The following is a 13,019-nucleotide window of genomic DNA, read 5'->3' on the forward strand; positions in this document are numbered from 1 at the left end:
AACCGCCGCGAACGGGCCATCCGTCATCGATCAGTGCTGCGCGCCTCGGCGCCGACGTGCGATCAGCAGCGACACGGCGCCGACCAGCAGGGCGAGGACTCCGAGCGTCATCGGCACGATCGGCTCGACGCCGGTCGATGCGATGCCGCCCCCGGTCGGGGCTCCGGTCGAGCCTCCGGCAGCGATGTAGCCGAAGCCGCCGGGCAGGGTTCCCGTTCCGCAGCTCGTGCTGCCGACCACGGTGATATCGACCGTGCCGGTTCCGGCCGGCGACACCGCCACGATCGTGGTGTCGTTCACGACGCGGAAGGAGGTCGCCGGCGTCGAGCCGAACCGCACCGCGGTGGCGCCGGTGAAGCAGTGGCCCGAGATGGTGACTTCGGTGCCCCCGGTCGCCGGACCGGTCGGCGGCGTGACCCCGTCGACCGTCGTGACGGGCGTGTAGGTGAACACGAGCGGTGCGGATGCCCCGTTCGGGGTCGTCACCACGATGTCGACCTCACCGGCGGCATGCGGCGGCGTCGTGAACGTGATCTCCGTGTCGCTCACCTGCGTGAACGGCACCGAAACCCCGTCGACCGTCACGCTCGTCGCACCGCCGAGGTCGGTGCCTCCGATGGTGACGGAGGTCCCGCCCGTCTCGGGCCCGTTGTCGGGCGCCAGATCCGTCAGGACGGGCGCGGGCAGGAAGGTGAACGGCAGGGCGTTGCTCGCCCCGCCCGGCGTCGTGACGACCACATCCACCGGGCCGGCCGCGTGCGCCGGAGTGGTGAAGGTGATCTCGGTGCCGCTCACCTGCGTGAACGGCACGGATGCCCCGTCGACCGTCAGCCCGGTGGCCCCTGCCAGGTCCGTGCCAGTCACGGTGACGAGCGTGCCACCGGCGGCCGGTCCCTCATCGGGCGCCAGCGAGACGATCGCGGGAACGGCGACGTACGTGAACGGCAGCGCGTTGCTCGCCCCGCCCGGCGTCGTCACCACGACATCCACGGTGCCGGCCGCGTGAGCGGGCGTCGTGAACGTGATCTCGGTGTCGCTCACCTGCGTGAACGGCACAGGCACCCCGTCGATGGTGAGGCTCGTCGCCCCGCCGAGACCGGTGCCGGTGATCGTCACCGGAGTGCCGCCGGCGACCGGCCCCTCATCGGGAGCCAACGCCGTCAGCACTGGAGCCGCCACGAACGTGAACGGCAGCGCGTTGCTCGCCCCGCCGGGTGTCGTGACGACCACATCCACCGGGCCGGCCGCGTGCGCCGGGGTCGTGAACGAGATCTCCGTGTCGCTCACCTGCGTGAACGGCACCGACACTCCGTCGACCGTGACACTCGTCGCTCCGGCGAGGTCCGTGCCGGTGATCGTCACCGGAGTGCCACCGGCGACCGGCCCCTCATCGGGAGCCAACGCCGTCAGCACCGGAGCCGCCACGAACGTGAACGGCAGCGCGTTGCTCGCCCCACCCGGCGTCGTGACCACGACATCGACCGGGCCCGCGGCATGCGCCGGCGTCGTGAACGAGATCTCCGTCGCGCTCACCTGCGTGAACGGCACGGATGCCCCGTCGATCGTGAGCTCGGTGGCCCCGGCCAGACCGGTGCCCGTCACCGTGACGAGCGTGCCGCCCGCCACCGGGCCTTCGTCAGGCGAGAGCGCCGTCAGCGCAGGAACCGGCACGAACGTGAACGGCAGCGCGTTGCTCGCCCCGCCCGGCGTCGTGACGACCACATCCACCGGACCCGCGGCATGCGCCGGCGTCGTGAACGAACGTGAACGGCAGCGCGTTGCTCGCCCCGCCCGGCGTCGTGACGACCACATCCACCGGACCCGCGGCATGCGCCGGCGTCGTGAACGTGACCTCCGTGGCACTCACCTGCGTGAACGGCACCGACACCCCATCGACCGTCAGCCCGGTGACCCCCGCCAGATCGGTGCCCGTCACCGTGACGAGCGTGCCGCCCGCCACCGGGCCCTCGTCAGGCGAGAGCGCCGTCAGCACCGGAGCCGGCACGAACGTGAACGGCAGCGCGTTGCTCACACCGCCCGGTGTCGTGACGACGACATCGACTGGCCCGGCGGCATGAGCCGGAGTCACGAACGCGATCTCCGTGTCGCTCACCTGCGTGAACGGCACCGACACCCCGTCGATCGTGACCGCGGTCGCCCCGGCCAGCGCCGTGCCCGTCATCGTGACGATCGTGCCGCCCATCGTCGGGCCCTGGTTCGGGTCGAGCGTCGTCAGCGTCGGCGCCGGCACGAAGGTGAAGGGCAGCGCGTTGCTGTCTCCGGCCGGCGTCGTGACGACCACGTCCACCGCACCGGCCGCGTGCGCCGGCGTCGTGAACGTGATCTCGGTGGCGCTCACCGGCGTGAACGGTACCGACACTCCGTCGATCGTCACGGCCGTCGCTCCCGCGAGCCCGCTGCCGGTGATCGTCACGGGCGTGCCGCCCGCGATCGGGCCGAGGTCGGGGTCGAGCGCCGTCAGCGCCGGCCCCGGCAGGTAGGTGAAGGGCAGCGCATTGCTCGCCCCGCCGGGTGTCGTGACGACCACGTCCACCGCTCCTGCGGCGTGCGGCGGGGTGGTGAACGTGATCTCCGTGTCGCTCACCTGCGTGAACGGCACCGACACGCCGTCGACCGTGACGCTCGTCGCTCCGGCGAGGTCGGTGCCCGTGATCGTCACGATCGTCCCGCCGGCCGCCGGGCCCTCGTCAGGCGCCAGCGTCGTGATCGCCGGTGCCGGAACGTACGTGAACGGCAGCGCGCCGCTCACCCCGCCCGGCGTCGTCACGACCACGTCGACCGGGCCCGCGGCGTGCGCGGGGGTCGTGAAGGTGATCTCGGTGTCGCTCACCTGCGTGAACGGCACCGATGCGCCGTCGATCGTCACCACGGAGGCCCCGGCCAGGCCGGTGCCCGTGACGCTCACGATGGTGCCGCCCGCCACCGGACCCGAGTCGGGTGTCAGGGCGGTGAGCGCTGGCACTGGGATGTACGTGAACGGCAGCGCGTTGCTCGCCCCACCCGGCGTGGTGACCACGACATCGACGGGTCCCGCGGCATGCGCCGGCGTCGTGAACGAGATCTCCGTCGCGCTCACCTGCGTGAACGGCACGGATGCCCCGTCGATCGTGAGCTCGGTGGCGCCGGCCAGACCGGTGCCCGTCACGGTGACGAGCGTGCCGCCCGCCACCGGGCCCTCGTCAGGCGAGAGCGCCGTCAGCGCAGGAACCGGCACGAACGTGAACGGCAGCGCGTTGCTCGCCCCGCCCGGCGTCGTGACGACCACATCCACCGGACCCGCGGCATGCGCCGGCGTCGTGAACGTGACCTCCGTGCCGCTCACCTGCGTGAACGGCACCGACACGCCGTCGACCGTCAGCCCGGTGACTCCCGCCAGATCGGTGCCCGTCACCGTGACGAGCGTGCCGCCCGCCACCGGGCCCTCATCGGGCGAGAGCGCCGTCAGCACGGGCGCGAGCGGAGCGACGACATTGGGTCCGACGAGCGCGTGCGCGAGGTTCAGTTCGAGCAGCTGGGGCACGATCGTGGTCGGCAGGAGGCTCAGCCGAAGGGCGGTCTCCTCGAACACGGCGCCCGCGACCGCCGGCTCGGGCTCCTGCACGTTGGCGAGCAGCGAGAGCACGGTGTTCAGCAGTTCGATCACGGGGTTCAGCGTGTCGATGACGGGGTTCACGACATTCGTCGTGAGCGAGGTGAGCAGGGTGCCGAGGGCACCGGTGGACGGATTGATCACCGCGTCGACGATCGGCGCCAGCACCCCGAGGATGACGGCATCGGTGAGGCCCGAGATCGGGAGGACGCCGAGCGCCGTGATGTCGACGGTCGCGGTGCCCTGCGAGATCTCGAGCAGCGTGCCGCTGACCGTCACGTTCACGAGAGGCAGGAGGCCGAGCGCGTTCACGTCGACGTCGATCGAGACGGCGGCGTTGTTCAGTGCCGTCGTGACGGCGGTGCCGATGTCGGCGACGAGGCCGTCGATGAGGTCGGCGACCTGCGTGGTCACCTCGGTGAGCACCGCCGCGGAGAGCAGCTCGGTGCTCGGGTCGAGACCGTTCAACCCGCCGACCAGCTGCTCGAGGTCGAGCGTGATCGTGCCTGCGGCGAGGTCGATGACGACCCCTCCCCCGGAATCGAGTGGCGCCGCGAGGATCGGGGCGACCGCGGCGGGCAGGTCGACGTCGACCGAAGCGGATGCATCGCCGAGTCCGCCGGCCGAGAGCACGCTGCCGACGGCCGCGAACACGCCGCCCACGAGCGAGCCGCCCGGGCCGGCGAGCGCATCGACCGCGGTGTCGAGATCGGCGACGGCGCTGTTCACCGTGCCGGTGACGCCTTCGACCACGGGGCTGTCGAGCACCACGGTCGCATCGGCGATCTCGTAATCGCCGACCGGCTGCGCCCCGGCGGTCACCGCGGCGTTCGCGCTGATCGCGCCCAGGGTCACATCGAGGTCGGTGATCGTCCCGGCGAACTCGGCGCCGAGCAGCTGCGCGAGGTCGAGCGTCAGCGGGCCCGGCGCGACGCCCGGGGCCGGGGTCACGCCCGTGCCGATGGCGCCGGCATCGGAGATGAGTCCCGACGCGCCGATCGACGAGGCATCCGTCTGGGCGCTCGCGTACTGTCCGACGACGCCGGCATCGGCGAACTCGATCGGCAGTTGGATGCCGCCGCCGATGTCGACGTTGATCAGGCCGAGGACTCCGAGGTCCAGGTTCGTCGAGTTCGTCTCCGGTGTGACGCCGTCGCTCGTCGCGGTCTCGCCGTCGATCCCGACGATCGCGTCGAGATCCATCAGGTCGAAGAGCGAACCCGAGAGGAAGCGCCCCTCGGCGTGCGAGGTGTCGCCCGGCGCGGCCTGTGCGGGAATCACCGCACCGGCCGACAGGAGCGCGATCGTGCCGCCGAGCGCGAGCGCGCGGAACCCCGCGCCCCTGCGCGGCACGCGCTCGGCTCGGTGCGCGCCGCGGCCACGGCGTGCGGTCGAATTGGACGTCGAACGGTCCGAACGCATCGGATACCCCCCCAGATATCGGCTTGCTTTTCCCCCGAGTGCACATCGACGTTGACGTGCACCCATGCACAACCTAGGGGGCGAATCGGCGCCGGCGATAGCGTTTTCGGAAAATCCCCCATTCGGGGGCCAAATGACCCCCATTCGGGGGGCATCGGCACCGGGTTCCGGGTCCGCAGGAATGCGGACTTCGGGGCATCGTGCATGACGACGGTCGGGGACCAGAGCCGGCGAGCTCCGGGTTCACGAGCGCGGACGCCCAGTACGGGGTCGGGGACCTCAGCGGCCTCGAGGTGATCCTCGGCCCCTGCTCGGCTCGGTGCCGACGACCGGCCCGGTGTCGGGCGTCTACACGACCCGGTTCGGCTCGGGCTGTTGTCGGGGCTGCTCCTCGGCACCAAGCCGGTCGCGGTGCGATTCCTGCACCCGAGCGGCTGGACGTCGAACTGGTCGCAGGCCAACGCCTCCATAGGGCTCGCCGGCACGAACCCGCAGTGCACGGTCGATCCGTGACCCGCGAGCGGTCGCGTCAGTCTCGCCGACGGTACGAGTTGATCATCGGGCAGTCGAAGGGATCGCGGGCGGCGAGCCCGACCCGGTTGAGGTACGCGATGACGATCGAGTACGACTCGACGAGCCCGGTCTCGGTGTAGCGCACGTCGTTCTCGCGGCAGTACTCGCGCACGATCTGCTGGGTGCGGGCGAGCGCCGGCCGCGCCATGCTCGGGAAGAGGTGGTGCTCGATCTGGTAGTTGAGGCCGCCCATGAACGAGTCCATGAACCGGCCGCCGCGGATGTTGCGGCTCGTGAGCACCTGGCGCTCGAGGAAGTCGACGCGCACTCCGCGCGGGATGAGGGGCATGCCCTTGTGGTTCGGAGCGAACGAGGCGCCCATGTAGACGCCGAACACGCCGAGCTGCACGAGCAGGAAGGCGGTGGCCAGCAGCGGCGGGAACGCCCAGAACACGAGCGCCGCGACGCCGACGAGGCGAACCGCGATGAGCGTGATCTCGAGGCCGCGTCGCTTGACGGCGCCCTTGCCGAGCACGTGGCGGATGCCGTGGACGTGGAGGTTGATGCCCTCGAGCAGCAGCAACGGGAAGAAGAGATAGCCCTGCTTGCGCGTGATCATCCGGACGAGCCCGCGGCTCTGCGCGGCATCCTCTTCGAGGAAGGAGATCGTGTCCTTCACGATGTCGGGGTCGCGGCCGATGACGTTCGGGTTGCCGTGGTGGCGCGTGTGCTTGTTCATCCACCAGCTGTAGCTGATGCCGACCACGAAGTTGGCGAGGAAGAGCCCCGCCCAGTCGTTGGCCGGCCCGGAACGGAAGACCTGGCGGTGCGAGGCCTCGTGCGCCATGAAGGCGAACTGGGTGAAGATCACGCCGAGCACGGCGGCGATGACGAGCTGCCACCACGAGTCGCCGATGATGACGGATGCCGCGATCGTGGCGCCGAGCACGACGGCCCAGAACACGGCCTTGCGAACGTAGAAGCCCACGAAGCGGTCGAGCAGCCCCTCGGCCTTGATCTGGCGCGAGAGCTGGGCGAATCCGCTCTGCGCCGGATCGGCGCCTTCACGACGACGACCTGCGGTCAGGATGACGGGCGACATGGTGCCCAGGGCCCCATCGGGGCGTTCTACGACCTGCAGGCTCACGTGCGCTCATCTCGTCGTCCGAAGGTGCGAATGGAACTCAGACGAACGTTTCGGGGGTGTGCTTCACCGGCCGATCTCGACCGTGATGCGAGCGTATGGAGCGGGCGATGATCGTCACATCACACGGGTGAGCCATTTGCACCCCGTACCCCGGTAGGGGTGCGGGCCGCTGCGAGGCCGGCGAAGGAGCGCAGGACGAGCGGGCTCGAGCCGAGCAGCAGGTAGGCGATCGCGCACACGAGCATCGTCGGCGCGAGGCCGAACCGCTCCACCGAGAGCCCGCCGAGGAACGCGCCGAGCGGCATCGAGGCCGCCACGCCGGCGGTCATCGCGCCGAACACCCGGGCGCGCATGCCGTCGGGCACGACGCCGTACATCGCCGTCGCGATCATCGGGTTGAGTGCGCCGGCGGCGAGGCCCGACACCACGAGCACCGGGAGCAGCACCGGCACGGGTGCGCCGAGCGCCATCGCGAGGTACGGCGGGGTGCCCGCGAGCACGAAGCACAGGGCGAAGACCGCGCGACCCGAGTAGCGGTGCCCGGCGGCCGCGAAGACCGCCGAGCCCGTGAGGGCGCCCGCGGCGAAGCACCCGACCATGAAGCCGAGCATTGCCGGGTCGCCGAGCACCTGCGTCGCGTAGACGGGCTTCAGCACGGTCATGCCCGCCGCATCGATCGCGTTCGTGAGGGTGACGAGCAGCACGATCGAGCGCAGCAGCGGCGAGCGGGCGATGAAGCGGATGCCCGCGACGAATCCGCCGCGCGACGCCGCGTCGCCCGTATCGACGGCGCCGTCCTGAGCCTGTCGAAGGGATGCCGCGGCGCGACGCGGCACGAAGCACACGACGAGGAACGCGGAGACCGCGAACCCCGCGGCGTCGACGAGCAGCGCGGGCATCGGACCCGCGATGGCGACGAGCGCGCCGGCGATGCCGGCGCCGATCATGGTCGCCGTGCGCTGCACCGCGGACTGGGCGCCGGCCGCACGGGCGAGGGGAACCCGGGCGAGATCGGCGAGATCGGGCATGAGCACGGTCTTCGCGGTGTCGCCGGGGCTGTCGAGCAGGCCGCCGAGGAACACGAGGGCGAGCAGCACGCCGAAGTGCAGCCCGACCGTCGCAGCGAGCACCGGGATCGCGAGCACGGTGAGCCCGCTCGCGACATCGGCCACGATCGACGAGGTGCGGTAGCCGAACCGGTCGACGAGCACTCCCCCGAGCGCACCGCCGATGACGAGCGGCACGGTGGCGAACACGCCGGCGACCCCGGCTGCCAGCGGGGATCCGGTCTGGGTGAGCGCGATGATCGGGATCGCGATGAGGGCGATCGCGTTGCCCGAGAGCGAGCAGAGCTGCGCGGCGAACAGGGCGACGAGCGGGGTGCGGCGGCGCGCGGCATCCGTCGTCGACGTCGCACTCGCCGCCGACTCGGTGGTCATCGCTCCGGCCTCGGGAAGGTGTGGGTCATCCAGCGCACCGTCGTGGTGCCGGGGCGAGGCTCCAGGCCGACCGCCCACCACTTGTCGCGCACCGCCCTGAGCTCGGCGCTCAGCTCGCGGAACTCGTCGATCGTGAGGCGCGCCGCGCCGTCGCTCGAGTCGGAGGCGGCCACCCACTCGAGCTCGAGTTCCGCCTCGTCGTCGATGGCGTCGAGCAGCTCCCGGTGATACGTGTCGAGCACAGCGCGGCGCATCGAATCGGATGCCGCGTGGCGCTCAGGGTCGCCGAGGAACTCCTCGGTGCGCCACCTCGTGCTCTCGTGCGCGGCCCGCCACCACCGCTCGCGCCGGTCGCGGGCGAGCTCGGGCGCCTCGACGACGAAGCCGTGCTTGGCGAGGGTCGCCAGGTGGTAGCTCGCCGAACCGGGCGCCTCGCCGGTGCGCTCGGCGAGGGCGCCGACCGTGCTCGGCCCATCGACGCGAAGGAGGCCGAGGATGCGCAGTCGCATCGGGTGCGCGAGCGCCCGCATGGCGCCGGCGTCGTGCAGGTCGACGGACTCCCGTGGCTCGGTCATGGCACCCAGCATAGTTCCACAAGAGTTCTTGTACAACGGTTCTTGTGGAATTCGCCGTGCGGCGGCACCGGTGCGCTCGCGACGGAGGCCGGCGAGGCTGCCGATCAGGCGCCGACGAGCTCCAGCGTCTGCCTGGCGATCTCGAGCTCCTCGTTCGTCGGCACGACGAGCACCGCGGTCTTCGAGGCCTCGGTCGAGATGCGCCGGGCCTCGGAGCCGCGCTCCCGGTTGCGCTCGAGGTCGAGCTCGACGCCGAAGCCCTCGAGCCCTGCGAGCGAACGCTCTCGCACCTCGGGCGAGTTCTCGCCGACCCCCGCCGTGAAGACGATCGCGTCGACCCGGCCGAGCTGGGCGGCGTACGCACCGACGTAGGAGCGCACCCGGTGCGCGTAGACGTCGAGCGCGAGCGCGGAGGCCTCGTCTCCCGCCGCCTGCGCGGCCACGAGGTCGCGCATGTCGGCGTGCCCGCTCAGCCCGAGGATGCCGCTCTGCGAGTTCAGCAGCCGGTCGACGCCGTCGGCGTCGAGCCCCGCCCGGCGCTCGAGGTGCAGCAGCACCGCAGGGTCGATGTCACCCGAGCGCGTACCCATGACGAGGCCCTCGAGCGGCGTCATGCCCATGCTCGTCTCGACCGATCGCCCCTCGGCGACGGCGCACGCCGACGCCCCGTTGCCGAGGTGCAGCACGATCATGCGCAGCTCCTCGACCTGACGATCGAGGAAGGCCGCCGCCGCCCGCGAGACGAACCGGTGCGAGGTGCCGTGGAACCCGTAGCGGCGGATGCGGTGCTTCGCGGCGAGTTCGCGGTCGATCGCGTACGTGTACGCGGCCGGCGGCATCGTCTGGTGGAACGCGGTGTCGAAGACCGCGACGTGCGGCACGTCGGGGAAGGCGCGCTGCGCCGCCTCGATGCCCTCGAGGTTCGCGGGGTTGTGGAGCGGCGCGAGCGCCGAGAGCTCGTCGATGTTGATCTTCACGAGCGGCGTGATCACGGTCGGCTCGAAGAAGCGCGCCCCGCCCTGCACGACCCGGTGCCCCACCGCGATCGGCGCGTTCGCCTCGAGCGACGGACCGTGCGCGGCGAACGCCTCGAGCATCACCGCGAACGCGGCCTCATGGTCGGCGACCTCGACGGCCGCGTCCCACGTCGAGCCCAGGCTGTCGTTCTCCGGCCCCTCGTGACGGTGCCGGGCGTGCCCGACGCCGCGGCCGATGCGCTCGACGAGCCCGCTCGCGAGCGTCTCCGACGCCTCCACGTCGATGAGCTGGTACTTCAGCGACGACGACCCGGAGTTCACGACGAGCACGACGCTCATGCGCGGTCCGCCGCCTGGATCGCCGTGATCGCCACGGTGTTGACGATGTCCTGCACGAGCGCCCCGCGCGAGAGGTCGTTGATGGGCTTGTTGAGCCCCTGCAGCACCGGCCCGATGGCGACGGCGCCCGAGGAGCGCTGCACCGCCTTGTACGTGTTGTTGCCGGTGTTGAGGTCGGGGAAGATGAAGACCGTCGCCCGCCCCGCGACATCCGACGCGGGCAGTTTCGTGCGCGCGACCGCGGCGTCGGCCGCCGCGTCGTACTGGATCGGCCCCTCGACCGCGAGCTGCGGGGCGCGCTCGCGCACGAGCTCGGTCGCCCGTCGCACCTTGTCGACGTCGGCCCCCGAGCCGGATTCGCCGGTCGAGTACGAGAGCATCGCGATGCGCGGCTCGATGCCGAACTGCGCCGCGGTCGCCGCCGATGAGATCGCGATGTCGGCGAGCTGCTCGGCGGTCGGGTCGGGCACGATCGCGCAGTCGCCGTAGACGAGCACCCGATCGGCGAGCGCCATGAGGAACACGCTCGAGACGACGTCGACGCCGGGCTTGGTCTTGATGACCTCGAACGAGGGCCGGATCGTGTGCGCCGTCGTGTGCGCCGCGCCCGAGACCATGCCGTCGGCAAGGCCGAGCTCGACCATCATCGTGCCGAAGTACGACACGTCTTGAACGGTCTCGCGTGCCTGCTCGAGCGTGACGCCCTTGTGCGCACGCCGGCGCTGGTACTCCTCCGCGAAGCGGGCGACGTGCACGAAGTCGTGGTTCGAGAGCACCTCGGCCTTCGAGATGTCGAGGCCGAGGCCGATCGCCCGCGACCGCACCTCGATCTCCTCGCCGAGGATGGTGAGGTCGGCGACGTCGCGGGCGAGCAGCGTCGCAGCGGCGCGCAGCACCCGGTCGTCGTAGCCCTCGGGCAGCACGATGCGCTTGCGCGTCTGCCTGGCCCGCTCGAGCAGGTCGTACTCGAACATGAGGGGCGTCACGACCTCGGGGCGGGCGACCTCGAGCAGGTCGAGCAGCGCCTGGCCGTCGATGTGCTTCTCGAAGAGCGCGAGGGCGGTGTCGCGCTTGCGCTGCGACTCGGCCGCGAGCCGGCCCCGTGTCGCAGTGATCGCGAGCGCCGTCTCGTAGCTCGAGAGCTCGGTTCGGATGATCGGCAGCCCGGCCTTCAGCCCGTCGACGAGCCGGTCGACCTGCTCGGCGATCGGGATGCCGCCGTTCAGCACGATGCCCGAGAGCGACGGGAAGGTCGCGCTCGAATGCGCCGTGAGCACTCCGAGCAGCACCTCGCTGCGGTCGCCGGGCACGACGACCACGGCGCCCTCGGTGAGGTGCGTGAGCACGTTCTCCATCGACATCGCCGCGACGATGACGCCGAGCGCCTCGCGGTTGAGCAGTTCGGGGTCACCGGCGTGCAGTGTCCCGTCGACGGCTTCCATGATGGCGCGCATCGACGGGGCGACGAGGTACGGGTCCTCGGGGATCGCCCAGGTGGCGACGGCGCCGTCCTGAGCCTGTCGGAGGGATGCCTCGGCGGCGCGCCCGGCGGAGGCCGCCGAGCTGTTCGGCCGCGCGGCCGACGCCACGGCCTCGACGATGTCGTCGAGCCGCTCGGGGTCTGCGCGGTTCGCGACGATACCGAGCAGCGTCGCGTGCTCGCGTTCGAGCTCCTCGACGGCGAGCTCGGTGAGCTGAGCGAGCTCTTCGGGGCTGCGCGCGTCGGAGTAGCCGAGCCGCTCCGACCGGCTGCGGCCCTGCCCCTGGCCGACCCGGCCGCCGAGCACGAGCAGCACCGGGGCGCCGAGGTTCGCGGCGATGCGCGCGTTGTAGGCGAGTTCGGTGGGGCTGCCGACATCCGTGAAGTCCGAGCCGATGATGACGACCGCGTCGCAGCGGTCCTCGACGGCCTTGAACCGGCTCACGATGGTCGCGAGCGCGCCCTCGGGGTCGGCGTGCACGTCGTCGTAGCCGACGCCGACGGCGTCGTCGTACGGGATCGGCACGACGCCCTCGTGGGCGAGCAGCAGTTCGAGCACGTAGTCCCGTTCGGCGGTCGATCGTGCGATCGGCCGGAACACGCCGACCCGGGCCGCCCGGTGGGTCAAGGTGTCGAGTGTGCCGAGCGCCACGGTGGACTTGCCCGTGTTGCCCTCAGCCGAACAGATGTAGATGCGGTGCGCCACTCGTCCAGCCTATTGGGCGCGCGGCGTCCGGGGTCTGGGAATCCGCCATCGATCGGAGGAGGACGGACGCGGTCGTGATCCGGTGCTGGGTCGCCAGCGACACGGCGGTCAGCCAGATGAGCGCCGACGTCGTCGCGATGAGTTCGAGCCATCCGCCGAGTCCGGTCGCGACGCCGACGAGCGAGAGGATGCCTCCGGCGGCCGCCGCCGCGATCACGAGCACGAGGCTCGGCACGGCGAGCGACGCGTAGACCCGGCCGAACCGGAGGGTCTGGATGATCGCGACTCCGGCGAGCGCGAAGCCGAGCACCGCGGCCGTGGTGTGCACGAGGTCCTGCGGGGCCGCGCCGGGCGTGAGCGGGATCGGGCAGCCGGTGCTGCACGGCACGGCCGCCCCGACGCCGAACATCGCGCTCGCGGCGAGCAGGCTCGTGCTCACCGCCCACGCGCCGAAGAGGCCCCGGCCGCTGCGCAGGCCCCAGAGGCCGACGGCCGACGCCGCACCGCCGAGCGCGACCAACGCGAGCGACACGTTGAAGGCGACCGACGTGATCTCGCCGGCGGCGCCCAGGCCGCTGACGTACGTGTTGCCCGGGAAGATGATGCGGGACGCCCACATCATGCCGAGGGCGAGCAGCACGAGGCCGGCACCGCCCAGGCGGAGCGCCACGGCTGCCGGGTGGCGGAGCCAGGTCGAAGCGTACGGGGAGACGAGCGGAGTGGAACGGGGCACTGTCTCCACGCTAGGAAACCGCATCGCCGCGTACATCGGCTGCCGGTACCGCCGACGTCCTACCGTGGTCGGATCGTC

At 71.6% G+C, this 13,019-nt stretch carries 9 protein-coding genes; 1 reads left to right on the forward strand and 8 read right to left on the reverse strand.

The features are described from left to right. Window positions 1–30 precede the first annotated feature (30 nt). Both ASE14_RS06360 and ASE14_RS06365 read right to left on the reverse strand, forming a co-directional pair. Window positions 31–1,728, reverse strand: a complete 1,698-nt coding sequence (locus ASE14_RS06360) for an IPT/TIG domain-containing protein (RefSeq protein WP_162257711.1) — start codon at window positions 1,726–1,728, stop codon at window positions 31–33. Then, window positions 1,637–4,963: an IPT/TIG domain-containing protein gene (locus tag ASE14_RS06365; RefSeq protein WP_162257712.1), complete on the reverse strand. Its 3,327-nt coding sequence runs from the start codon at window positions 4,961–4,963 to the stop codon at window positions 1,637–1,639. The genes ASE14_RS06360 and ASE14_RS06365 overlap by 92 nt, the downstream gene beginning before the upstream one ends. Window positions 4,964–5,407: 444 nt before the next feature. Here ASE14_RS06365 and ASE14_RS20385 point away from each other — a divergent pair, with 444 nt between their 5' ends. After that, complete coding sequence (locus ASE14_RS20385; RefSeq protein ID WP_157372843.1) at window positions 5,408–5,545, forward strand: hypothetical protein; 138 nt, start codon at window positions 5,408–5,410, stop codon at window positions 5,543–5,545. A gap of 16 nt (window positions 5,546–5,561) precedes the next feature. Here the strand turns inward: ASE14_RS20385 and ASE14_RS06370 are convergent, their stop codons facing one another. The 6 genes from ASE14_RS06370 to ASE14_RS06395 all read right to left on the reverse strand — a co-directional run bounded on the left by ASE14_RS06370 (window position 5,562) and on the right by ASE14_RS06395 (window position 12,941). After that, the gene (locus ASE14_RS06370; protein ID WP_056652449.1) at window positions 5,562–6,647 is read right to left on the reverse strand and encodes an acyl-CoA desaturase; all 1,086 of its coding nucleotides are present in this window, start codon (window positions 6,645–6,647) and stop codon (window positions 5,562–5,564) included. A gap of 164 nt (window positions 6,648–6,811) precedes the next feature. After that, window positions 6,812–8,131, reverse strand: a complete 1,320-nt coding sequence (locus ASE14_RS06375) for an MFS transporter (protein WP_056652451.1) — start codon at window positions 8,129–8,131, stop codon at window positions 6,812–6,814. After that, window positions 8,128–8,706, reverse strand: a complete 579-nt coding sequence (locus ASE14_RS06380; protein ID WP_056655921.1) for a helix-turn-helix transcriptional regulator — start codon at window positions 8,704–8,706, stop codon at window positions 8,128–8,130. The genes ASE14_RS06375 and ASE14_RS06380 overlap by 4 nt, the downstream gene beginning before the upstream one ends. A gap of 104 nt (window positions 8,707–8,810) precedes the next feature. Next, window positions 8,811–10,022, reverse strand: a complete 1,212-nt coding sequence (locus tag ASE14_RS06385; RefSeq protein WP_056652452.1) for an acetate/propionate family kinase — start codon at window positions 10,020–10,022, stop codon at window positions 8,811–8,813. Beyond that, window positions 10,019–12,208 carry a phosphate acetyltransferase gene (gene pta, locus ASE14_RS06390; protein ID WP_056652456.1) on the reverse strand — a complete coding sequence of 730 codons (2,190 nt, stop codon included), beginning with the start codon at window positions 12,206–12,208 and terminating at the stop codon, window positions 10,019–10,021. Before pta ends, ASE14_RS06385 begins: the two co-directional genes overlap by 4 nt. Next, window positions 12,177–12,941, reverse strand: coding sequence for a DUF998 domain-containing protein (locus ASE14_RS06395; protein WP_162257713.1), 765 nt, complete (start codon window positions 12,939–12,941; stop codon window positions 12,177–12,179). The genes pta and ASE14_RS06395 overlap by 32 nt, the downstream gene beginning before the upstream one ends. Window positions 12,942–13,019: the final 78 nt, after the last annotated feature.

It is taken from the genome of Agromyces sp. Root81, from assembly GCF_001429165.1.
Classification (GTDB): domain Bacteria; phylum Actinomycetota; class Actinomycetes; order Actinomycetales; family Microbacteriaceae; genus Agromyces.